Origin of the sequence: Picosynechococcus sp. PCC 8807, assembly GCF_001693295.1 — a bacterium.
Taxonomy (GTDB): domain Bacteria; phylum Cyanobacteriota; class Cyanobacteriia; order Cyanobacteriales; family MRBY01; genus MRBY01.
Genome location: NZ_CP016483.1, coordinates 1,984,137 through 2,004,588 on the forward strand (window position 1 = coordinate 1,984,137; position 20,452 = coordinate 2,004,588).

Here is a 20,452-nt window from a genome sequence, read left to right on the forward strand (position 1 = left end):
CCAAAAAAATAGATAAAAATCCTTGCAATAAAGAGAGCTTAAGATTGATTTTTTTTAAAATAAGGTGGTACCCAGATTCGAACTGGGGAGTGGAGGTTTTGCAGACACCCATTGTTATTCCAGAAAGGCCACTAGGAAAGGATTTGAGGACTTCTTTTTAATTCTTGCCTAAATTTTGCCTAAAATCACCTTTTGATTAGGTCGGATCGACCGGAAAATTCGTAATAAATTGTGGCGTCCCGAATGGCTCATCATCCGGCCACAGATCATAAGTAAACTTTTGTTGCTCCCAGCGTTTCCCCGACAGATCCACAATTCTCCCAGAGGCGATCGCCCGCTTGAGGGTGATATAGACCTCCTGGGGATAAATTACTTTGGGCCGTTGGGTCACCCTTGGGTCAACTTCCTCAATCGTGGCGGCGATCCGAATTGCATCTTCCTCGATCAGCTCGTCCACGATTTCCCGCGCAAATAGCACCCCATTTTCTCGACTGTCAGCATAGAGCCAAATCGAGGCGCGGCTCTGGAGTACCACCTCGATTTTCCATGGCCCCCAGGTGTGGCGACGGAACACCCGCTTAAAATCTCGCCAACGTAAATCTGGCTTTAGGGATTTCAGAGTGATCTGATGGCGGCTGCTAATGGTGCCGTCAGGATTCGTGAATGGTGGCTTTTCACTCCCAGACCGCATGATAATTTTGGCGGTGCGGAGGTAAGGGCGTAGGGTATTATCCGGCTCGGATGGCTCCCCACCATACTCCCCAATTCTTAGTCCTTGGAAAGACCGGTAGGTATTCATTTGGTGCTGGAGACCGGAGATCGCCAAATTAGAGGGGAGCTGGATGTAACGCAAGAATGGCGTATCTTCTCCCCCAGCCCTGAGCTGAATGGTTCCGGCCTTGTCTTCCCCTAGGATTTCTAGGCGATTCTCATTGGTTTGGGCCATAAGGTTGTCCCAATAGCCCGCAATCACATAGCCCCCTTCGATAAAGGCTTCCTCAAATTCATCAAAGAAGGATTCTAAAAATGTCCGGAGGCCATCATTTTCGATGCTGTCAATTTTCTCTTCAAATTTCTCAGCAAATGTCCAGCGATCGCCATCGTCAGCGCCCCAGTTTTTCAACTGAGGGAAACGATTTTTTATTAGGCGACGGATCCGGATATAAGCTTGAATAAATTTTTTCTCTCCAAAGACGACTGCTGATTGTCGAACAGCAAAGCGCAATTCCTCGAAGACCTCATCCCCCCGTTCTTTAAATAGCTTGACGAGGGTAGAAATTGCCAACATTTTCCCCCCAATGGCAGGAATATATAGCGCCCCCAGTGCCCCCAAGCCTCCCACGACCAGCGTCCCGGCCAGTTGCCCAAAGAAAGCGCCCCAGGCATCAGCCACCGCTAAATTTCTTTGTTTAATTCCGGCTTGTAATTCGGCGTCCGAGGCATTCCAATCAAAGAAGCGAATAAAGTTAAAAGCTTGGACCGCCCAGCCAAACAGAGAAGAAAAAGGAAATCTAATTACCGGGATTGCCTTTAAAGCAAACCCGATCAATTGCTTGGTAAAGGAGAAGATTCTCCCAAGAAATCCCCCACTGTCATCCTCAAAAACATCAAGAAGATCACCAATCTCTCGGCCTTCTGGGGCCACCTCTACCCTAATTTGGCGGCTAATCAGATCGCCGATGTCCAGCTCAAAAGCCATTATTCATCAATCTCCACATCGCGGTCAGTAATTTTGAATTTCACGTCTTGATCGATGTTGTATTCAGAGTCGGGATTGTTGACAATTTCCTGGAATTTATCCCAAGCGGAAGCCCCATCCTCCAATACTTCCTTAACGCGATCCTCAATCTCGTTTACGTCATCTTCTCCGCGGAGAGTGGCCGCTTTTATGAGGGAGACGCCATACATCAACTGGGGCAGATATTCGATCAAGATGTCATCGTCATCAAATTCATAGCCTTTGTAGGAAATTTTGTCTGAGTCAAGGAAATTGGCCAGGGTGTAATTGTTATCGCCTGATTTTTTAAGGGTGAAGGATGTGTCGATATTCCTTCTTTTCTGTTTGGTTTTGAACCCAAGGAATTCAGTCGTGGCCATAATTAAATCCTGGGCTACGGCCACCATCACTTTCAGAGAGGTTAATTCGGTTCCCACCCGGACAAGGCCATTTGTTTGCACTGATTGATGGGTTGTGGTTAAGACTCCCTGTCCATACAGCTCGGCAAAGGCTTCGGCGATATTCCGGAGCTGGATGGTTTGTTTTTGGTTCCCTGATTGGGTCAGATCATTGTCTGTGACTTCGATGCTCACCGGGAATTCGCCAACTAGGGCATCGAGTTGTTTGGTTAACCAGAGGATGAATTGGGGAATGCTCTCAACTTCTTCAGTCCCCTTAAGGTTGTCATCTCCTAGTAACGATTTAGGCAGCTTTCCAGGGAAATCTGGGACGCCTGTCACTTTGGCGATCGCCTCCAACTCATTCCCCAAATCGTCCAGGTCATCCTTGATATCGTCGAGCTTCTGGCGGTCATCATCACTAAAGTTTTTCTCTGGATCTTCCGCAGCAGACAGGGATCGACAAACTGCACTCCCCGCAGGGCCACAGCTCAGGCCATAACCCCAAACCTCCCCAGGGATTCCGTTGATTTCTCCCTGTAGAGCATTGATGGATCCATAAATCTCCCTTACTTCCGATTCAAGGGCATCTAGGGCGCTGTTTACGCTGGCGATCGCCCCCAGGACATCAGCAATTCGATTTAGTAATTCTGTCTGCCTGCCGTAAATATCACTGGTGCGATTGTTGATCGCCGCCACGACATCGGCCAAACTTGCAAGGCGACCATCAATAACCCCTAACCCGTTCCGAACCTCCACAATCCGAGCGTTTAGGGCGTCCTGCCCTGCATCTAAATTATTAATCCCCGATTGGATCGTTGACAGGGCAGAATCTAGCTGGTTTATCTCCGTCAAAGCCCGCCGAACATCCCAGGACAAATCCCCCAACATCGACAGCACATTATCCAGGTTCCCATCAATGCCCCCTAATGCCGTCTGTACCGATCCAAACGCTTCCTCTAATAAAGTCCTCAGCGTCCCAAAAAATTCCCGGATCAAGGTGCTGGTTGCATCAAACGCCCCGGAAATGGCGGCCTCTATCCCATCAAATAGGCCAGAAATAAAAGCCTCTAGCGACCCAAATAAACCATCAATAAAGCTCCTTTGCGCCTCCAACGCCGAAACAATCGGATCACGAATTAAGCTCACCAAAGATTCAAAAATATCGGCCAATGCGCCCCAAAATCCTTGGACAGTGCCATTTACCCCATCCAGGGCCGCCTCTATCCTGGCTAGGGCCGCAGAATGATCCGCCAAAATACTTTCTATTCCCCCTAGGCGACTGTTGATCGAATCAAACTTGCTATTAATAGTCGAATTAAAACTTTCAATAGCCGACTCTATCCGCGAAATATCATCCTTAGTGGCCAGCCCCGAAAGCGCCTCTAAAATTCTTCCCTCAAGGGCCGATATATCCGATTTCGTCGCCAGATTTGGACAAGACATTTAAAGGATGACCCCCGACAAAATCAGCAGTGAAATAATCACAAAAATCACAAACACCGTAAAACAGCCCACATTCAAACAGCCCATAACGCCCCTTAAAGTAAATCTGGATCAGTTAAATCATTTGCTCCCACAAAATTAAATTGCAGAGTGTAAAGTTCCCTGGCAGAAATAGCACTTGGCGACAAAAGAGCAGGCGACAGATTAGCCCGACTGACCCGCAAGGTGCGCGATTGATTTTGCAAACTCTGCTCATCAAATAAAACGCCGCTCACCTGGGAAAAATCAATTTGTGTTGAATAAAAAAGCCTCAATAATACCCACAATAATGGCTCGATTGCGTCCCTAGGTTCATCCCATTTAGGCAACCCAGCGGCCTCAAGTTTTGCATTTAGCTCGGCAATATTAAACGTAATTGTGGTCGGGGAAAATTGTCCCCCAAAGTCCTGTAAAGTAAGCGCCATTAAATTAAGTCCTCCGAATAAAAGAATCGATCGCCGTCCCACTGTTCGGCCCATAACAACACACCCGACCGCCCCCACATTCCAATTCACAGCAGGTTTCTGGCGGACATTTTCGCTCATCGCATTGAAAGGCTATTTGCTCTCCGTTGTAGGGGCAAATATCAGCTAATACGCCCCCTTGGTCGGTTATTTCCAGGCATTGCAACGGCTCAACTGCGGGACATTCATCATAAATTAATTCTTGTGTTGTGTTGTCTGTGTAGGTGATAGTTAGAATGCAATTACCTGGGGAAGAATAATAGAGACGCCCAGACCCTAATTGCCTAAAGGGGCCGCCATTAAAACTTATTTCTCCCCAGTTGCAATTGTGTTTATGGAATTTTCTACAATTCACCGTTCCACTAGGGCCGCTTGCAGCCCCTCCACGAGTATTTTCTAGAGAAAATCCCTCGCTTAGAGTCTGTAACCCTGTTGTGTTGCTAATTCCAGATTGAGAGAAAAGGCTAGGGTGAAAAACATTGATGTCTGGTGCATTTGTGGACTGTAAACAAATAGGTTGTTGTAAAGCTGTATTGTAAGAAAACATCCCATTTGCTACTAATAAAGGGCCTGTAGGTAACTGCTCTGTCTCCCATGATTGGATCTCTTTTGGGGCAGTCCAGGGCGATCCATTGATTAGCAGCCCCTTGGTTTTTACGTCGTGGCAGATGGGGGGATTAAGGCTTAGGATTTCCCGGCGGTTGACGCTGTTCGGGTTGACAATCACATAGGCGCGGCTTGCCCCACTACAATCACAAGTCGCCATTATTTACCTCCCGGTTCATCCGCAGCAGGATAGAGCGTTCTTTCAATAGTTGGTTATAAACCCGATCAATCGTCCAATCCATTTCCTCAGCAAGGCGATAAAGCAGCCTAGCTCTGGGGCGATAGTGATAGGGTTTGTACCCCCTTCTTCTGACTCTTTGCAAGGCCCGCTTGGAGTTTGTCCCCAGTAAAGGGTACAAAACCAAATCGCCATATTTATCCATGCCTATACAGTCAATTAATTATCACAATGATAACCAAGGAATTAAATTCCCGTTTTTTTAACTGCGTACTACGCAGAGACCTAGTTTAACGATAGTACGTGACACTAACAGGTTCGATTGCTAGAGTTTAGACAACACAAGCTTTCTAGCGTTTTTGGGATGAATCGCTAGGGACTATTTGAGGATTTTTTTCATGGCTTTAACGTTCTTTGAAAGTTCCGTGAGCGCAGGGGCATCTAACGGGGTTCCCGCTGGTTTGTTTTTACCGATCGCCGATTTGCCTGGGGTAGTTGCGGGGGAGTTTGCTGACAGCGAGACCCAAGCCACTAAGGAAAGCAAAGCAGCTCTCGCCATTGCCAACGCGATCCATACCTATGTTTCCGCCAACAGTGCCGACATTGTGGGCCTGACTTCCACGCGGGCCAAGGCTTCTGTTTCTGACAGTCTCGATAACCTGACCTTCTCCTTTTCTTGTCAGTACGTCGCAGACCTGGAAACGGAAACCATTGGGCAAATTCCCTTACCTGCTTCTGGGGCTAATTCTGGCGTCGGTGGTTTTGCCATTGATGACCTTTTCGCTAATGCTGCCGAGGTTGCGGCCGAGGGCGCGATCACTGGTGAGGGCGTCGTGATTCCCTACGCTGATCTAGCTGATTTCGGTGGTGCTGATCCGGCGGCGATCACCGGAGTTGATAACCGTGATTTTGTCGCGGCGATGATTCGTTCCATGCCCGATCTATTGCCGATCCGGACGGCTTCCGTTGCCTCTGGGGTAACCACTACTACCCGACCCGCAGGAACGACCTTTACCCTGGCACCTGCGGCCACCGCTGAGACTGACCCCACCACTGGGATCGCCGCAGCAGATTTACCTAAACTTGGTTTGCTTCAGTTCACGACTTCTTGGACGGTGCAAGTTGCCCTTGACCAAGCGGCCCAAACCTTCGACGTAAATGTAGTCACCCTTTAGGCTTAATCTCCGGTTTTAAAGGGGAATAAATTATTTATTTTGAGGTTTACAAATGGCTAGAAATCGTGAAACTGCAACGTTAGTATTCGTCACCATGCCTTTAGGTGGTGGTGAACTTAAATATGGCTTTCGTTCCCGCCTCCGGGATTCTCTCCGGGATAACTTTGGGCAAACGGTGATCGCCAATGGTGTTTCTATTCAAAATCTGGTGATTGGGGCAAACTCCCCGAAGCCGGCGCGGGCTTCCAGACGGACAGAGACCGGTTATGAGGGGTCTTATTGCTCCACAAATAGAATTGCGGCTTTAAGAGCAGATCGCTATTCGATCACTCGTGCCAAGCCCAGCAAAATTCAAGGGGGCAACCACTCGGATACCTATTTCGCCACGGTGAACGGGATCAAGGTTGCTTTTCTCTCCAATGCGCTGGATAGCGGCGGTCGAGGGGCCGCGGCTGGTTTCCCGTCTCAATATGGGGTACGGCTTGCGACTTCTGCAGATACTGGAGAGCTAGTCTATGGGGCAGAATTCCCGCGCCTGCCTAGCTACTCCTACGATCTGGAAGACGGATCCGTGTTTAGCTCCAAAACAGACCCCTCTCAGGCAAATGAACTGCGAAATAGTGGCGGTTTGTTTAAGGAGAAAGATGCTGGTTTTTACAACCAGGGGCACTTTGCGGCTCTCTATGGCGTAACGGCGAACTAACCCATGCTCATCCTTCCTGATAATCCTTTGTTCGATTTGACATTGCAGACGGCGCGGCCCCCAGGCTGGCAAAACCACGCATCAGAGGAAATTGCCTTTGTGGTGGATCATGCCACTGGGTTAATGCGCCCTGCGACTAGGGCCGAGATGATCGATTATGTCGAAGGGGGAGAGTATGACGAGCGCCTGGAGGCCATGGGAGAAGATGAATGGCAGTAGTTGATAGCTTTGGGGTTTGGGAAAATTTAGGGGTTGTGCGGCCTACCTTTGACTGGCAAATTTTACCACTTTTCACCAATTCCCCTACTACTGCCCTGAGAATCATCTATTTTTCGGAAGTCCCAGAAGCTGGGTTTAATGCGCGTCATCCCTGGGGCTATCTCCGGGGGGTTTACTTTTCGGGGTCTAGCTATTGGTTTGATCGGAATTGGCTCAGGCTTTACCCCAAGGATGAGCCGGAGATTTTGCAATATCCCTATCCTCCAGATTTGATGAATGATCCGCTTCCCCAGCGGCAATACCAAGTAAAGCTTTCTGATTCTCGGTATGCACGGCGGCTGGCTATTGATCGCCGTTGGTCGTGCCAGCTCCTAGAAAAAATTGATAGCAATGTCACCTACCCCACCCAGGAGCCTGCTCCAGAACCCGCGTCTGAAACAACGCGCATTTTTAGGTTATTCCGAAGACAATGAGCTGCCCCCAAATTGCCACGAAAGAAGATATCGCAGCCCTTGAGGGTCGGTTGATCGAATCGCTCCACGCCAAAATCGAGGCGGAAATCACCGCTCTTGAGGCGAGATTGGTGGGAACTGGGCAACAGGTGACCCTCGGAGAAATTAGGCAGGTGATCGAGGACTCGATTAATTTGCCCTACGAACTGGAAATTACAACCCTTGAATCGTGAACGAAATCACTCAGATTTTAGTCAGCCTGACAATCCTTATTGCTTCCTTTTGGGCCGCCCTTAAAACCTTGCTCACCTTTTGGGAGAAGTGGCAGACCGTAGCAAAATCACCGCAACAGATAACGGCTGAATTAGAGAAAGTAGAAAGTCAACTTGAAACCATGTGGCGCAAATTTGATGATTTGGCGGCCTTGACTGATACCCGGCTGGATAGCCTAGAGCGCAAATTAAGTTATTTGGCAGGGACGATCCGCATTCAAATTGAAAATTTAGAGGGTCATCGTGATTGAGAAAATTTTAAGCACGGCCCGGGCAGAAATTGGCTATAAAGAATCGCCCCCAGGGTCAAACCGAACTAAGTATGGCCGCTGGTACGGGATGGACGGGAATCCGTGGTGCGCGATGTTTACGAGCTGGGTTTATGCTGAGGCGGGTTTTCCTTTGCCGAAAATGCAGGACGGCGCTCCCAGTGGCGCGGCTTACTGCCCCTACATCGAAGGGTATGCGCGGCGAGTTGGGCAATGGCACAAAACCCCACGGCCCGGAGATTTGGCGTTATTCCATTTTGGCAATCGGCTCGCGGTGCATATCGGGATTGTTGAAAATATCTCAGGCGGAAAATTTAGCTCCATCGAGGGCAACACCTCAGCGGCCAGCAATGCGAATGGGGGCATGGTGCAAAGGCGATCGCGCAATGTCTCCCAGTGTCGGGGATTTTATCGACCTCTTGATATTCAGGCACAAATCGGCAAATCTGCTTATTTTAGGCTTATAAAGTTCAGAAAACCATACATGGCAGGCCATGACGTGAGGGAGTGGCAAAAACAGGTAAATTTCTGGGGAATTTCCATTGAGATTGATGGAATTTACGGCCCGGAAAGTGAGAAAGCTTGCCGCACCTTACAAGAGAAATGGGGTCTTGAAGTGGACGGGGTGATCGGCCCGATTACTTGGGAGCGGACTTTTAAGCCCAGCAGTGAGGTTTAGCCGTGCCGGAGCCGGATAAGGACAAGCTTTTTAGAATTGCCATGGCGAAAGATGGCCTTCAGGCGGCGGATGTGGCCTATTATGCCCTGTTGTTTCTGCCCTTGGTGACGGGGATAGTGGGCTTTTATTTTTGGGGAAAGGCGATCTTGTTTTATCCAGACATCCCGGAACAACGGCTGAAGCCCCTGCTCTGGGTGAGCTGCGTTTTGATGGGCGTCCCCGTCGCTGGGGAGTTTTGGCGACGGAAATAAAAGGGTTTCAGTCCCGTAATCGGGATTTAGTGGTTGGAAAGTCTTAGGACGCCATGGCACAAAATGGGTTTATCAGGTTTCAGTCCCGTAATCGGGATTTAGTGGTTGGAAATTGATAGAGTTGAGGTACCACACCACAACTTAATCACAAAAGTTAAAAGAGAGGAAGCTGACCATCGACTTGATTTTTAAGGAAGCGCGTCCTTGAGGCGTTTTTGAGGTGATGGCTGTGATCATTCCGGAGATGACAAGGCGCGCAAAGTGCTTTTAGGTTTTGGCGATCGCAATTGGCCGGATTGTGATCGAGGTGGGCCACGGTGAGGATAAAGCGGCCCCGTTTTTCGATGTACCCCCATTCTCCGGTGTCATCGTCATAAACTTCTTCTTCATATTGCTGGTACCACTGGGGGAAAGTGCTTTGTAATTTTTCTAGGAAATCAAACCAATCCTCCCCAGGGCGACGGCATGGCCGGCCACATTTTTCACAAAACCAATGGACTGACTCTTTGATTTCGAGGGCGATCGCCTCCCAGTTGTCAGGATAAAGCTCACGTTTCATCGGCATCGCTTGTCCTCCATGAGAAGCTCAAATAGGGGTCTTAGGCGTGGGTAGCCATAGAGGATCAGCGCCTCCAAAAGGGGCTGTTGTTTGTGGCGGTGTGCCCAGGCGATCGCCTTTACGGGGTGAATATTTTTACTCATCATCAAAAAGATTAAAGTGTTCAAGATCTGGGTGGCGGCAAAGGGCCTGTATTAGTTGCATAAGCATGGCAACGATCTTTATTTTTTCCTCAACAGAAAATTTATTGAATTTTTCTACATCAAATTCCCCATTCCAGTCCCTTGAAAGAGGGTCTTGCCACACAGACAGAGAAAACTTATTTACGGATTGATGCCCAAAACCTTTTGACATTTTCAAACCTCCTTTGACACATGATTGATTTCAATATTGGCAATTGGTACCCAGGCCGCGTGAGAATTGTCACCCAATCTTTTCACTTGAAGCTGATTAGAATAGATGCCTTTTCTCCCAATATCTAAAACTTCCAATATCGTTCCGGCTTCCCAGAGGATTCCTACCTTTGGATATATCTCACAGCCCTGGGCCACCGTGACGCGATCGCCTTTTTCTATCTGATCCAACTGATCCACCTGATCCGAACTGATCCGAACTGATCCGGAGGGTGGATCAGTTTGTGTTTTATGCCCTGACTGGGTTTTAGACGACCTGATCCGCTGATCCGTTTTTTCTCCAGATTTTTTTCTCAAAAATTTTTCGTTTTTTTGGATCAGTGGATCAGTTGGAGCTACATCCTTTGCCCCGTCTGGATTAGCGAACTGATCCACGAACTGATCCGCAACTGATCCGACCTGATCCATAGGCGGATCAGTTAACCTTCCCTTAACCATTCCCTCAAAGGCGTCGATCCAATAAGTCTTGCTCCGGCCCTGCTTTCTCCAGGAAATAATTCCATCGGCCGCCAGTTGGCCAAGAACCTTTCTAACAGAATTGGTATTAAAGTTTAGGGCTTCCGCTAAATCTCGACTGCCAAACTTTACCCCTCGGTGTTGGCTTAGGAATTGAGAAACCTGCTCTTTTAAAGAAGAATCTGGGTCTGGAGTGAGGGTAGCTTCTCCTTCGCAAACCCATGACCCTTCCTCTGGGTTGAAAACCAGGGCATATTTAGCAGGGCGACGGGCGCGGCTCTTTTGGATGCAGAGGATTCGCTCGCAGGATGAGGGGTTGAGGTCTTGGGGGTCTTTGGTGAGTTGGAAAACCTGGGAGACGGCATTGTAAACGGCGGTGGTGCCCCTGGCGTCCCCGGATTTGCTGGAATGGTGAACCAACATGATCGCGGTGTTGAAGTCGGCGGCGATCTTATTCAGCAACAGGATCGGCTTGGCAAATTCGGCATCGTTCTCACTGACGGTAGAGAAGCGGCTCACGGAGGCGAGGGAGTCGATCAGGATAAGGTCGTAGCGTTCGTTCTGGACTTCCCGGTAGAGCTGGGGGATATGTTCGGTAGACCAACGGGTTTTGTAGTGGATATCAAAGCGTGGATCGTCTGGGCGAATGCCCCGCACTTCGAGGGCGGCCAACATATCAACGGGCTGTTCATCGGTCTGGATGATGAGAATCTTGGCTTTTTTTGTAACGGGGAAGCCCTGCCAAGATTCCCCTAGGGCGAGGTGATAGATGAAGTCATACAAAAGTCTCGTTTTCCCCTGGCCACCGAGGGCATGGAGCAGGGTGGTTGCTCCTTTAGGGATAAATCCATGTAAAAGCCATTCCCGCACCTGGTCGCCGTATTTATCGCGCAATTGGGAAAGGCTTAGGGTCGGTTCCCATTCGTCCTCGATGAGGGATTTATAAAAAAGGCTCTGGAGCTGGGCCGGCGATCGCCCGGTTTCCCTTGCTAGCTCCTGGAGCATAAATTCTTTATAGGTGGGGCTGTCGATATCCAACTGAATGTGATTGAGCTTTTCGAGGAGGCGATCGCATTGGTGGAGCTTGATCGATTTCGCCTCTCCGGTCACCAGGGGTGAAGCGGTGATCTCTGTAAAGCGATCGCGGATCACATTGGCTAGGTCACTAACCGGAGTATCGCGGCTGTAGGCGTGGGAGATGACCTCTTCTGCGATGGCGATCGCCTGTCGCCGGAGAAAGGCTTGCTGTACCAGATCAGCATAATGATCTAGATTCACATCCGAGACGGTGCGATCCACCAGCAAAGATAATTTAGCAGTCCCACCGATGGTCTCAAAAAATTTTTTCTTTGCGCTCAAGGTAGAGATGACTGTCAGCAGATCAATGCGGAGATTTTTTTGATCCAGCTTCAGAAACTCTTGATAAATCTGGCGGTGAGCTGACACATAAAAGGCTTCTGGCTCTAGGATGTGTTTCACCCTGGCCAGGGCTGCAGCTCCCCCCATTAAAATCCCCCCCAAGATCATTTCCTCCGCTTCGAGGTTCTGGGGGGGCAAGCTGCGATCCGAAAAAATCGGTGTTACCTTATTAGTTGCAAGGGAATTGCTATACATAATTGATATTCTTCCTCCATTAAAGAAGTTGATTTTCACTAGGGGCGAGAGGGGTCTCCCCCCTTTTTTTTGCCCAAAAATAATTACCGGTTTAATCTGGCCCGCTCAATGGCGATCGCATCTGCCCAGACCTGCTTAGGCTGTAAATGCTCGCTTAAGTTCTCAGCGCGGCGCGTGCAATGGGTAAGGGTCATTAACAAAGCCCTCAAACGACTTTCGAGGGGAAGATCCGACGGCCCTTCAACACCCAAAATCTCTTCATAGCCCCGCACGATGGCGAGCAGCATCTCAATGGTGTTCATATTCCCGTCGCGCCATTTCAAGCAAAACCGCATCTGCGAGGGAGACCGCTCGTTCTGCAATCGTTTCAATAACCCAATTCTCTTCTGGGTAGAACTTTGTGGCGGCCGCGGCTAAGGCTTCAGCCATTAAATAATTACTTGTGACGGCCCCTGCTAAGACTTGACCAATCAAATACTCACGGTAAGTGCCACATCCTTTCTGATTGCCTAGGTGACGGGCGCGAAGCTCAATATTTTCGGGGTTATCCATGGTCTTTGTGTGTTGACTTGGTGATTTGTTGACTTGGTGGTATGTGCTGAAATTGATTAAGAAATATCCCCCGTGGTGCAACACGGGGAAAAGCTCACAAACAAGTAGGAACACTGGAATTGAGTAGTAAAAATCACTACTCGATTCGAGTAGTTTTATGGTAGTATGAACGCATCAAGACTGCAACAGGAATCAGTAACTGTGCTTAAGCAAATTAGAGAAAAACTTGATTTGACTCAGTTTGAACTGGCATCAGCTATTGGTTGCTCTTTATCCGTAGTTTCAAAAGCTGAAGCGGGAATGCATGAGCCAAGATTCACCATCGAGCAATGGGTTAAATTCCAAGAAATGCTGGATAAGGCGAACATCAATCCCAAAAAGCTGCCGAGTAAACTCTCCGACAAAGTAGCAATTTAGCCTATGCCCAATTCCCCAAATTCTCCTTGGTTCCCGACCAGCGCCATGGCCCAGGCCCTTGGCATCAACCCCAAAACCCTCATCCGCAATCGGAAAAGGTTTAAGGAAGGACACCATTACTACAATGCAAACCCTTTTGGCGATCGGCCTTCCTACCGCTGGCACCATAAACGAATTTTTAAAACCTTAAAAGTCAACCCCTAACCCCAGGTATATCAAAAATGACATACACCATTGGCTACACCCTCCGATCAACCATTGACCATGGCGCTCTCACAGAAGAAATCAAAGTTTCCAGCTCAATCACTGAAGAGAAAGATCTCCCTGTCGAATTGGAGAAATTAAGAGCCTTAGCCTTCCATGCTTCCCACTCAGACAGACTTTACGAAGAAATCAAGGGCCGAACCGCCAAAGCAGACTTAGACCTGATGGATAGCCAGCGGGCCTTAAAGAAGATGCAGCAAGAATGGAACAAAGCAACAGAATTTCTCAAAGCCCAAGGTCTAAAGGAAGCCATTCCAGATTTTCCCATCCGAGAAGCCCACCACTACGAAAACCCGAAGAAATTAGCCAGCACTCAGATCAGCGGCGTCGAGATGGATTTATGACTCTCTGGTAGCCCTAATCTGGATGACATTCCGTTTTAATAAAAAGAAAAGTTGAGGTAGCACAATGACACAACGCTGGACAGATGAAATGCTTGATAAGCTCGCTGATGACGTACAGGAGCTTGCCGAGTCCATCAAAACCCAACGGGACGAACAGAAGGAACTGACCATCCGGTTCAATGCCTACCAGATGGCCTCTCAATGGGTGGTTAATTTAGCCTTTGGCCTGTTGGCGACCGCCACAATTACGACGATCGTCACCGCCGTCATCAAATAAAAAGTTTGTTTCTCTCCAATCACAGAGGTTTGGGATTATTTCCCGAACCTTTTTTCATTGTCGATCTGGGCCTTGATCCGCGCCAATTCCAGATCAATTTCCTGCTGTGGTGTCCTGGGGGTGAACTTGGTTTTAGGTGGCTTTTTCTCCAGGTTGATCCGTTCCTCTGGTGGCGTGAAATATCGCCTTAAAACTTCCGGGTGTCTCACCAGATATTCCAGGTGGTACAGATATAAGGCGATCGCCGAATACATAATGGCGATCCAGATCGTCTCAGCAGAGACCACATCTAAGCTTTCCGGCTCGACAAAGGGAGCGCCGATATAAGTCCCCGCATAGAGCAACAACACCAGGAAAAAACTATTCACCGTCACCATTACCGTTAACACCGCCTCCCAGAGGCTATCGATCATCCCCATTTCTCGAACCCCACCTAACTTTGCCAACATCGCCCGGAAAGGATAATGCAGCGCAAAAGCTGTCCCGCCCATCAACATCAAGACGATCACCACAAAGAAAGGATGAACCGTTAAAACTTGGTTTCGAGTCGCTGCATCAACGAAGCCGCCCGCCACTCCAAGAACAATGAAATTAATTAATAAACGTAACCAGGCCAACGGGTAGGGTATTGCCGGAGACCAGCCAAATTTCTTCGCCATAATATTTCTTCCTCATTGCCATAATTCTACCCAGAAGAAAATTATTCCCATCGTAAAACGCCCCCTAAAAAGACCATGAAAAGAGGGCGTTTCCCTACCCATTGTGAGCGTTGGGCAAAGACCGTAAATATTTGTATAGACTTATTTCTTGAGTATTTGGCCCTATTATCTTCCGAAAACAAAGAGCCTTAAAATGTTCTTAACAGTCAAATAAAAAATCCCTAAGAAGCGCGAACTTCCCAGGGAATATCCATAAGTTGAGGTAGCAACAAATGGACAACGGTTATTTTAGCCCAGAACCTTTAGAGGCGAATGAATTTAAGGCTTTAATGTTGCAGCACGGCATCACCAAAACGGATTTAGTCAAGTCCGGTTGGTTTGAAGAATACGAGATCGCCAACTGCATCGAACGACGCAAAGCCCAAAATCCGAGCCGTGCCCTTAAACGATTGTTCGGGCTATATGCCCATTTTCATGGCTGGGGGGCCTAGGCCGTAGGGGATTATCCCGCAGAATTTCAAAGGCCCGCTGGTGGGTTTGACGTTTTAGGTGATGCTGGTAGGTGGCATTGTGAACCGATAGGCGATGGCCCATCTGGAAAGCGGCCAGGGCATTATCCAAGCCACACTCAATCGCCCGCACCGCCCAACAGTGACGCAAATTATAAGGAGAGAAGCCCACCCCATAATCAGAAAAAGCCTGGGTGACAGCTCCCCCATAGCCCTGGGTATCCTTGCGGCAAATATTGGGCAGCTCCAGGGCCACATGATCCGCCCATTCCGGGTAAAGCGGGTAAACGTAGCGCTCTCCAGTTTTGCCACGGCTGACCCACAGCACCGGAAAGTCATTTAAGTCACAATTGAAAACCTCATGATTGCGCAAGCCATACACCGCCATTAGCCCATAGGCATTTCCCCACCGTGGATCAATTTCTGTAAGCCGTCCCCAGGCCCGCCAAATTTGGGCATCGGTCGGTAAATTCCTGGGGGAAACTGCCTTTTGGGAATAAGACCCCTTATATTGCCGGAGGTCATTGGGGATTTTTGCATAGTCGAGTAATTTGGCGATCGCCAAGGCCCACCGCTTCCGGGTGCGGGTATCCGGTTTTGTTTCTTCTAAGAGAATTTTTACCAACACATCAGGGTCGAGGGGCCGATCCACCATCCTTAATAAGGGTGATTGATATTCCTTTTTCCATGTGGTCTCGGTGATGCCCTGGGCCAAAAGCGATCGCCCAAAGGTTTCGATCAGATCACCGATCCGTTGCGGTTGCTCTGGAGCGTCCCAAGTAAAGTTACCGGTCATGAGCTGTAGCCCGATTTCCCTGGCCCGCCGTTCCGCCTCCCTCAATCCCGAAGGCGTCGCGGCTAGCCCCGTTGAAATGCGCTGTTGATAAGGGGAAGACTTTCCGCTCTCAGGCTTCGGCGGCAAAGTCCCCCGCAGATATAAACGATTGTTAATTTTTTGAATCTGTAGACCCAAACCAGCAGCCAACAGCCGGCCATTGGCCTGGGAAATTTTCCCTGAAATTTCCACTTGCCTAAAATTTGCCTAATTTTTGCTGTCCAATTAGTCCTAGTTAGTCCTGATTAGGGAGAATGCCCAAAAACAAGAAAACCTGGAATCCTACTTGTGGAGCGGTTTCCAGGTCAATTTCAGTCAGCAAAAATAAGGTGGTACCCAGATTCGAACTGGGGAGTGGAGGTTTTGCAGACCTCTGCCTTACCACTTGGCTATACCACCGGGTCAACAGTCCGCTATTATAACAGGGCTTTTGTTCACATCACAACATTTTTTTCGTTATGGAAGTTATTCCCGCTATTGATCTGCTCGGTGGCCAATGTGTGCGCCTCTATCAGGGTGATTATCAACAGGCGCAAGTGTTTAATAATGACCCGGTTCAGGTGGCACGGACTTGGGCTGAGCAGGGGGCAACGCGGCTCCATGTGGTGGATTTAGACGGGGCAAAACAGGGAGAGTCGGTCAATCTAGGGGCGATTGCCAAAATTGCAGCAGCGATTGATATTCCTGTACAGGTGGGCGGTGGTCTCCGTACGGTAGATAGTGTGGCGCAATTGTTTGATGTGGGTGTAGAGCGAGCCATTCTTGGGACGGCGGCGGTAGATAATCCGGATCTCGTGACAGAACTCTGTGCCAAATATCCGGGCCGGATTGCGGTTGGGATTGATGCCCGCGATGGAAAGGTAGCGACAAAGGGATGGTTGGAAACGTCGGCGGTTTTAGCGACGGATTTGGCGAAACAGATGGCTACCCAGGGCGTCGCTGCCATTATTTACACAGATATTCATCGGGATGGCACCATGGCTGGCCCTAATTTGGAGGCGCTGCGGGAATTGGCGGCCACCATTGAGATTCCGGTGATTGCGTCGGGGGGCGTAAGTTCTCTGGTGGATCTGATTAATCTTGTGGCCCTTGAAGGGATCGGAGTCACAGGAGCGATTGTGGGCCGGGCGATTTATACCGGAGATATTAATTTGGCTGAAGCGGTGAAGGCGGTTGGCCCCCAACGTTTACAGGATGTTTTTCCGGATGATGGTACGGCGATCGCCTAATTTTCGTGCTAGATTGAGTCGTGAAATTGTAATGGAACAAACCACATCAAAAGCGATTCTAGAGTAAAGCTATATAGTGATCGACTGCACCACTTTATGCCATTGACATTTGTTGTAGATTTCTAATGTGTTTATGCTGAGACCCTTACGTAGATTAATCGGACATTCCTGGGTTCTTTCGGGGCTTGTATGGCTAGGAACCCTTGCACCTGCACAGGCAGCGGTTGATCTCCGGGTCGCTGTACGGCAGACGACGGCCAATCTCCAGGTGGGCAGTTCCACCAATGCTTTAATCAGAAATGGCCAAGGCCAAGTCCTCGGTGAAATTGCCGGAATGAGTTCCTTTGCTGTAGGACGCCAGGGTAATCAGTTGGCGTTTGACCGGTGGCGGGCAACTGAGGTCTGGATTGAGCCCCAGGGTGATGGCTATGTGTGGATTGGCGATCGCTGGTACCGGGGGCGCACCCAACTCCGGCAGAGTGGCAACGGAATTCTCGCCATCAATCACGTCGATCTCGAAGACTATCTCTATAGTGTTGTTGGCGCTGAAGCAATTCCCAGTTGGCCCCAGGAAGCCCTCAAAGCCCAGGCTGTCGCGGCCCGTACCTATGCATTAAAAAAACGCTCGGAAAATGCCGGGAAACCCTATGACCTAGACACCACGACGGCGACACAGGTCTACAAGGGTCTAAATAGCGAGTACAGCACAACCCATGCTGCCGTTAACGCCACGGAAAGTCAGGTGATGACCTATAACGGTAGTGTTATTCTGGCAGTATTCCATTCTTCTTCGGGTGGCCATACCGAAAATGTCGAGGATATCTGGAGTCAACCTCTGCCCTATCTCCGGGGGGTTGTGGATTATGATCAGTCTTCGCCAGTCTATCAGTGGAGTAAAACCATTTCTGCGGCTCGCTTAGGGGAACTGGTTGGTGGTGTTGGTACTGTAAAGCAACTCATTCCCCAACGGGCTACCCCCCAGGGTCGGGTGATTACGATGAAAGTGATTGGCGATCGCGGCACCAAAAATATCAGTGGCGATCAATTGCGTAGTTTATTAGAATTGCGTAGCACTTTGATTAATGCCAGAATCCAACAGGGTGACGTTTACATCTACGGTAAAGGCTTTGGCCACGGCGTTGGTATGAGTCAATGGGGAGCTAATGGTTTAGCAGCCCAGGGCATTGATTACCAACAAATTCTGCGTCACTATTACCAAAATGCCACCATTGCCAAGTTGACGCCACGGTAACTGTCAGTTTTCAACGTGAAGTAAATACAAGATTTCAGGAGGGGAATTTTCCCCCTTTTTTATTTTTCCCAGGGGCGATCGCCTTTCTTGTGCCTGTCACTTAATAGCCGAGATCTGTCGCTACCTTATGGGCACAGGCAAAACCAGAAAACGCCACAGCATTTAAGCCTTGTCCGGGGAAGGTACTATCGCCGACACAATAAAGTCCAGAGACTTCTGTTTTATTGACCCGGGGTGGAAAACCAGCAAAATTAAACATTCCCAATAACCCCAAAAGTTTGCGCTGGGGGATCGGCCCGTAGGAGCCATCGACCCGTCCGAGGAATTTGCGATGGGTGCGCGGTGTCCCCACTTCCATGTAGTCCAATCCCGCATCTAATCCTGGAAAAATAGCTTCAAGGCGATCTACGAGTTGCCAGGCGGCGGCTTCTTTTTTGGCTTCATATTCCTGGGGAGAAAGGCCTTGCCATTCACTCAGCCAACTGGGAGTAAAGGTGTGAATGATGTGATATCCTTCAGGGGCCAGACTCGGATCGAGGAGTGTCGGAATAGAGACAAAAATAGTACCCTGTTCGGCTTCCATGGTGTCCCAATTCTCCAGCAAAATGTGGTGGCATTCCGTCCCAGGAGGAAGAACATCGGCTTTGACACCGAGGTGAACGCTGAGAAAGCTGGGGGATTTTTGGTAATTCTCCGTCCACTTTTCTTCAAAAAAGGGTTTATTTTCACTGGGGAGCAGCTTTTCAAAAGTGTCCCAGCGGGTGGCATTGGAAATGACTTTTTTGGCGAAATACTCGGTGCCATTGGCTAAACGCACGCCGACGGCCTGGCCTTGGTCGGTGATGATTTCGTAGACATTTGCACCGTATTGGATTTCACCGCCATGGTGCTCTAAACCTTCAACCAGCTTGAGGGCGATTTGGCCCACTCCGCCTTCTGGATAGTTGATGCCCCCATAATGGCGATCGCTAAACACCATACCCGCATTAATCATGGGAGTCAGTTCCGCTGGCACCACCGACCAGCAGTAACATTCCATATCGATAAACTTCAGCAGTTCGGGGTCTTTAATATATTGACGGGCAAGATCTCCGGCATTTCTGGGTAAATATTTAAGTAACCCCAGGCAAGCAAAGGGTTTCTGCATAAAGACCCGCAGCAGGTAGCGAATTTCTTCGAGGGAAAGCAACTCAATGCTATTGAGGCAATTAAAAACTTTCCAGCACTCATCATAAAATTTACGAATGCCCTTGGCTTCGTGGGGAAACCGTGCCGTTAACTCCGTTAAAAATTCTTCGTAGTCACGGTGTACCTTGACCTCAAGATCATTGGGGAGATGGTAATGAATTTGCACCGGATCTGGGATGGTCGGAATTGACATATCCACTGCGGCGAGGGCCCGGGTGAGGAGATTGGTGGTGCCGCGATCGCCAAAGCCAAAGATCATCGAAGCGCCCACATCAAACCGATAGCCCTGCCGCTCAAAATAACCCGCACTGCCACCGGGGATCACATAGCGTTCTAGCACCAACACCTTGATCCCTTTTGCTGCTAATTGGGTTGCCGTGACGAGGCCCCCGATACCGGAACCAATGACAATCACATCGTACTGGGGAGCAGAAATGGCAGTTTTGGCGGTCATAAACGGTGAGGCTCGCAAGGTAGGCTAAATTTTGACTGTTACATAGTCTACCTTTATTTCCCTTGGGATTAGTAGGGTAACTCTCCGGCGATGTTGCGGCGACAGTTCTTCGTTGGGCATGGGCCTTTGTCACAAAAAAAGGCGGAAAACTTTCCACCTTGTTGTATCAGAACTATATTTATTTTTAATAAGAGATTTAGAGGGCACTGGGGCCAGAAAAATACTGAATTTACTCTTCGTCGTCTTCGGGGGAAGGATAAACAAAGCTAGAACGACCAGTGAGTACAGATTTGCCAAGGGAAAGGGCCTTTTGGGCTTCGATGGTTGCCTTACGCTTCCAGTGGGCCCGGCGTTGGTCACGCTTTGCCTTTGAGGTTTTCTTCTTTGGAACTGCCATGGGATTAACTACAGATTTTTACAGAATTACCATTATAAAATCTTCTCTCCCAAAAAGTAAGTCCTCCGTCAGAATCTCTTGAATTGTGGGGTTGAACGAAGGCGGGGTTTGTCACGGGTAAAGAAATCCATGCAAATCCCATCAGAGAGGAACCGAGCTTTTACA

At 49.1% G+C, this 20,452-nt stretch carries 28 protein-coding genes and 1 tRNA gene; 15 read left to right on the top strand and 14 right to left on the bottom strand.

What is annotated here, in order from left to right:
- Positions 1 to 196: 196 nt before the first annotated feature.
- The 3 genes from AWQ24_RS09610 to AWQ24_RS09620 all read right to left on the bottom strand — a co-directional run bounded on the left by AWQ24_RS09610 (position 197) and on the right by AWQ24_RS09620 (position 4,145).
- Positions 197 to 1,699: a hypothetical protein gene (locus AWQ24_RS09610; RefSeq protein WP_065716686.1), complete on the bottom strand. Its 1,503-nt coding sequence runs from the start codon at positions 1,697 to 1,699 to the stop codon at positions 197 to 199.
- Positions 1,699 to 3,372: a hypothetical protein gene (locus AWQ24_RS09615; protein ID WP_157096850.1), complete on the bottom strand. Its 1,674-nt coding sequence runs from the start codon at positions 3,370 to 3,372 to the stop codon at positions 1,699 to 1,701. The genes AWQ24_RS09610 and AWQ24_RS09615 overlap by 1 nt, the downstream gene beginning before the upstream one ends.
- 284 nt (positions 3,373 to 3,656) lie before the next feature.
- Positions 3,657 to 4,145, bottom strand: coding sequence for a hypothetical protein (locus tag AWQ24_RS09620; protein ID WP_065716688.1), 489 nt, complete (start codon positions 4,143 to 4,145; stop codon positions 3,657 to 3,659).
- Between the two features lie 1,101 nt (positions 4,146 to 5,246).
- On the opposite strand from AWQ24_RS09620, the gene AWQ24_RS09625 reads away from it, so the two are divergent.
- From AWQ24_RS09625 to AWQ24_RS09660, 8 genes are read left to right on the top strand one after another with little or no spacing between them, the layout of a single operon-like run.
- Positions 5,247 to 6,023: a hypothetical protein gene (locus tag AWQ24_RS09625; RefSeq protein WP_065716689.1), complete on the top strand. Its 777-nt coding sequence runs from the start codon at positions 5,247 to 5,249 to the stop codon at positions 6,021 to 6,023.
- Between the two features lie 52 nt (positions 6,024 to 6,075).
- Positions 6,076 to 6,726: a hypothetical protein gene (locus tag AWQ24_RS09630; RefSeq protein ID WP_157096851.1), complete on the top strand. Its 651-nt coding sequence runs from the start codon at positions 6,076 to 6,078 to the stop codon at positions 6,724 to 6,726.
- A 3-nt stretch (positions 6,727 to 6,729) separates the two neighbouring features.
- Positions 6,730 to 6,945 carry a hypothetical protein gene (locus tag AWQ24_RS09635; RefSeq protein ID WP_065716691.1) on the top strand — a complete coding sequence of 72 codons (216 nt, stop codon included), beginning with the start codon at positions 6,730 to 6,732 and terminating at the stop codon, positions 6,943 to 6,945.
- The gene (locus AWQ24_RS09640; protein WP_065716692.1) at positions 6,936 to 7,418 is read left to right on the top strand and encodes a hypothetical protein; all 483 of its coding nucleotides are present in this window, start codon (positions 6,936 to 6,938) and stop codon (positions 7,416 to 7,418) included. Before AWQ24_RS09635 ends, AWQ24_RS09640 begins: the two co-directional genes overlap by 10 nt.
- A complete protein-coding gene (locus AWQ24_RS09645) occupies positions 7,415 to 7,630 on the top strand; it encodes a hypothetical protein (protein ID WP_065716693.1) in 216 nt (71 codons plus the stop codon). The genes AWQ24_RS09640 and AWQ24_RS09645 overlap by 4 nt, the downstream gene beginning before the upstream one ends.
- Positions 7,627 to 7,920 (top strand): hypothetical protein, encoded by a 294-nt coding sequence (locus AWQ24_RS09650; protein ID WP_065714349.1) that lies wholly within the window; start codon positions 7,627 to 7,629, stop codon positions 7,918 to 7,920. The genes AWQ24_RS09645 and AWQ24_RS09650 overlap by 4 nt, the downstream gene beginning before the upstream one ends.
- A complete protein-coding gene (locus AWQ24_RS09655) occupies positions 7,913 to 8,617 on the top strand; it encodes a peptidoglycan-binding protein (protein WP_065716694.1) in 705 nt (234 codons plus the stop codon). Before AWQ24_RS09650 ends, AWQ24_RS09655 begins: the two co-directional genes overlap by 8 nt.
- Positions 8,618 to 8,658: 41 nt before the next feature.
- Complete coding sequence (locus tag AWQ24_RS09660; RefSeq protein ID WP_065716695.1) at positions 8,659 to 8,868, top strand: hypothetical protein; 210 nt, start codon at positions 8,659 to 8,661, stop codon at positions 8,866 to 8,868.
- A 154-nt stretch (positions 8,869 to 9,022) separates the two neighbouring features.
- On the opposite strand, the gene AWQ24_RS09665 is transcribed toward AWQ24_RS09660, so the two are convergent.
- The 6 genes from AWQ24_RS09665 to AWQ24_RS09685 form a co-directional block, all read right to left on the bottom strand.
- On the bottom strand, positions 9,023 to 9,433 hold the full coding sequence (locus tag AWQ24_RS09665) for a hypothetical protein (protein ID WP_065716696.1): 411 nt from the start codon (positions 9,431 to 9,433) through the stop codon (positions 9,023 to 9,025).
- Positions 9,424 to 9,573: a hypothetical protein gene (locus tag AWQ24_RS16245; protein WP_157096852.1), complete on the bottom strand. Its 150-nt coding sequence runs from the start codon at positions 9,571 to 9,573 to the stop codon at positions 9,424 to 9,426. The genes AWQ24_RS09665 and AWQ24_RS16245 overlap by 10 nt, the downstream gene beginning before the upstream one ends.
- The gene (locus AWQ24_RS09670) at positions 9,563 to 9,781 is read right to left on the bottom strand and encodes a hypothetical protein (RefSeq protein ID WP_065716697.1); all 219 of its coding nucleotides are present in this window, start codon (positions 9,779 to 9,781) and stop codon (positions 9,563 to 9,565) included. Before AWQ24_RS09670 ends, AWQ24_RS16245 begins: the two co-directional genes overlap by 11 nt.
- Positions 9,782 to 9,783: 2 nt before the next feature.
- Positions 9,784 to 11,910: a DnaB-like helicase N-terminal domain-containing protein gene (locus AWQ24_RS09675; RefSeq protein WP_065716698.1), complete on the bottom strand. Its 2,127-nt coding sequence runs from the start codon at positions 11,908 to 11,910 to the stop codon at positions 9,784 to 9,786.
- Between the two features lie 83 nt (positions 11,911 to 11,993).
- Complete coding sequence (locus AWQ24_RS09680) at positions 11,994 to 12,212, bottom strand: hypothetical protein (protein WP_157096853.1); 219 nt, start codon at positions 12,210 to 12,212, stop codon at positions 11,994 to 11,996.
- Positions 12,199 to 12,462, bottom strand: a complete 264-nt coding sequence (locus AWQ24_RS09685; RefSeq protein WP_065716700.1) for a hypothetical protein — start codon at positions 12,460 to 12,462, stop codon at positions 12,199 to 12,201. Before AWQ24_RS09685 ends, AWQ24_RS09680 begins: the two co-directional genes overlap by 14 nt.
- 201 nt (positions 12,463 to 12,663) lie before the next feature.
- Here AWQ24_RS09685 and AWQ24_RS09690 point away from each other — a divergent pair, with 201 nt between their 5' ends.
- From AWQ24_RS09690 to AWQ24_RS09705, 4 genes are all read left to right on the top strand, one after another.
- On the top strand, positions 12,664 to 12,879 hold the full coding sequence (locus AWQ24_RS09690) for a helix-turn-helix transcriptional regulator (RefSeq protein WP_198161452.1): 216 nt from the start codon (positions 12,664 to 12,666) through the stop codon (positions 12,877 to 12,879).
- A 3-nt stretch (positions 12,880 to 12,882) separates the two neighbouring features.
- Positions 12,883 to 13,083 carry a helix-turn-helix domain-containing protein gene (locus AWQ24_RS09695; protein WP_065716702.1) on the top strand — a complete coding sequence of 67 codons (201 nt, stop codon included), beginning with the start codon at positions 12,883 to 12,885 and terminating at the stop codon, positions 13,081 to 13,083.
- A gap of 17 nt (positions 13,084 to 13,100) precedes the next feature.
- Positions 13,101 to 13,487, top strand: coding sequence for a hypothetical protein (locus AWQ24_RS09700; protein ID WP_065716703.1), 387 nt, complete (start codon positions 13,101 to 13,103; stop codon positions 13,485 to 13,487).
- A gap of 64 nt (positions 13,488 to 13,551) precedes the next feature.
- Positions 13,552 to 13,764 (top strand): hypothetical protein, encoded by a 213-nt coding sequence (locus AWQ24_RS09705; RefSeq protein WP_065716704.1) that lies wholly within the window; start codon positions 13,552 to 13,554, stop codon positions 13,762 to 13,764.
- A 35-nt stretch (positions 13,765 to 13,799) separates the two neighbouring features.
- Here AWQ24_RS09705 and AWQ24_RS09710 read toward each other — a convergent pair whose 3' ends face one another.
- On the bottom strand, positions 13,800 to 14,423 hold the full coding sequence (locus AWQ24_RS09710) for a hypothetical protein (protein ID WP_065716705.1): 624 nt from the start codon (positions 14,421 to 14,423) through the stop codon (positions 13,800 to 13,802).
- A gap of 272 nt (positions 14,424 to 14,695) precedes the next feature.
- On the opposite strand from AWQ24_RS09710, the gene AWQ24_RS16250 reads away from it, so the two are divergent.
- Complete coding sequence (locus tag AWQ24_RS16250) at positions 14,696 to 14,914, top strand: hypothetical protein (RefSeq protein ID WP_065716706.1); 219 nt, start codon at positions 14,696 to 14,698, stop codon at positions 14,912 to 14,914.
- Here the strand turns inward: AWQ24_RS16250 and AWQ24_RS09720 are convergent.
- Together AWQ24_RS09720 and AWQ24_RS09725 are read right to left on the bottom strand one after the other, a co-directional pair.
- On the bottom strand, positions 14,865 to 15,959 hold the full coding sequence (locus AWQ24_RS09720; protein ID WP_065716707.1) for a hypothetical protein: 1,095 nt from the start codon (positions 15,957 to 15,959) through the stop codon (positions 14,865 to 14,867). The two genes, AWQ24_RS16250 and AWQ24_RS09720, sit on opposite strands and share 50 nt — an antisense overlap.
- A 135-nt stretch (positions 15,960 to 16,094) precedes the next feature.
- Positions 16,095 to 16,166 (bottom strand) — tRNA-Cys (locus AWQ24_RS09725).
- 59 nt (positions 16,167 to 16,225) lie between these two features.
- Between AWQ24_RS09725 and hisA the strand changes: the two genes are divergently transcribed.
- Together hisA and AWQ24_RS09735 are read left to right on the top strand one after the other, a co-directional pair.
- Positions 16,226 to 16,996 (top strand): 1-(5-phosphoribosyl)-5-[(5-phosphoribosylamino)methylideneamino]imidazole-4-carboxamide isomerase, encoded by a 771-nt coding sequence (hisA, locus tag AWQ24_RS09730; protein ID WP_065716708.1) that lies wholly within the window; start codon positions 16,226 to 16,228, stop codon positions 16,994 to 16,996.
- A gap of 133 nt (positions 16,997 to 17,129) precedes the next feature.
- Positions 17,130 to 18,248 carry a SpoIID/LytB domain-containing protein gene (locus AWQ24_RS09735; RefSeq protein WP_041443552.1) on the top strand — a complete coding sequence of 373 codons (1,119 nt, stop codon included), beginning with the start codon at positions 17,130 to 17,132 and terminating at the stop codon, positions 18,246 to 18,248.
- Positions 18,249 to 18,348: 100 nt separating this feature from the next.
- Here the strand turns inward: AWQ24_RS09735 and crtH are convergent, their stop codons facing one another.
- On the bottom strand, positions 18,349 to 19,890 hold the full coding sequence (gene crtH, locus AWQ24_RS09740; protein WP_157072214.1) for a carotenoid isomerase: 1,542 nt from the start codon (positions 19,888 to 19,890) through the stop codon (positions 18,349 to 18,351).
- A 229-nt stretch (positions 19,891 to 20,119) separates the two neighbouring features.
- A complete protein-coding gene (gene rpmF / locus AWQ24_RS09745; protein ID WP_012307503.1) occupies positions 20,120 to 20,287 on the bottom strand; it encodes a 50S ribosomal protein L32 in 168 nt (55 codons plus the stop codon).
- Positions 20,288 to 20,452: the final 165 nt, after the last annotated feature.